Below are 792 nucleotides of genomic sequence, written 5' to 3'. Positions count from 1 at the left end.
ATTAACAGCGTAACTGCCATTATCTGTATCATCCCAACTTCCCCCAGGCGGAGTTAGAGAATAAGTTGCCGTGCGAGGTGTACCGTTACTATTAGTATCGACGCTGACAAATGCACTAGGAATTGTACCACCTGACCAATTTACTACCAGGTCAGAATTATCTAAACTGCTAACATCAACTCCGCTACTATCACTGAAAGTAACTGTCAATGTCTGACTTGTGCCGCCCGCTGTAGCAATGTTAGAAATTGTACCCAAGCTAGCAGTAGGTGCGGTAACATCAGCAGTACGAACAAGTTGAGTTGCAGCGGTATTGTTATTAGTCGCAGTATCCGTAGCTGTTGCCTCCGGTACATCAACTGTGACGGGGCCATCAGCATTCGGTGTGACTGTAAAATTATAAGTCGTGCCGCTACCTGTAAAACTGCTAACCGTACCGTTAGTAACATTAATGCCACTCGAACTAAATCCTGTCACATTTTCACTGAAAGTTGCTGTGACTAAAAATGGTGCATTTATTGTTGTCGGTGAAGTTGATGTTAAGGCAATAGTTGGCGGTGTAAAATCAGCGGTACGAACCAGTTGAGTGGCTGCGGCATTGTTATTACTTGCTGTATCCGTAGCTGTCGCGGCAGGTACATCAACTGTGACGGGGCCATCAGCATTCGGTGTGACTGTAAAATTATAAGTCGTACCGCTACCTGTAAAGCCGCTCACCGTACCGTTAGTAACATTAATGCCACTCGAACTAAATCCTGTCACATTTTCACTGAAAGTTGCTGTGACTAAAAA

At 44.7% G+C, this 792-nt stretch carries 1 protein-coding gene; it reads right to left on the bottom strand.

The genetic code is table 11. The features are described from left to right. Positions 1 to 792 (bottom strand): Ig-like domain-containing protein (locus tag QUA20_RS30435; RefSeq protein WP_333194001.1); only part of this gene is annotated, 792 nt, incomplete at both ends.

Origin of the sequence: Microcoleus sp. Pol7_A1 (genome assembly GCF_036701085.1) — a bacterium.
Lineage (GTDB): Bacteria > Cyanobacteriota > Cyanobacteriia > Cyanobacteriales > Microcoleaceae > Microcoleus > Microcoleus asticus.
Note: the sequence above shows the minus strand (reverse complement) of the source record. Positions and strands in the feature narration are given on the sequence as shown.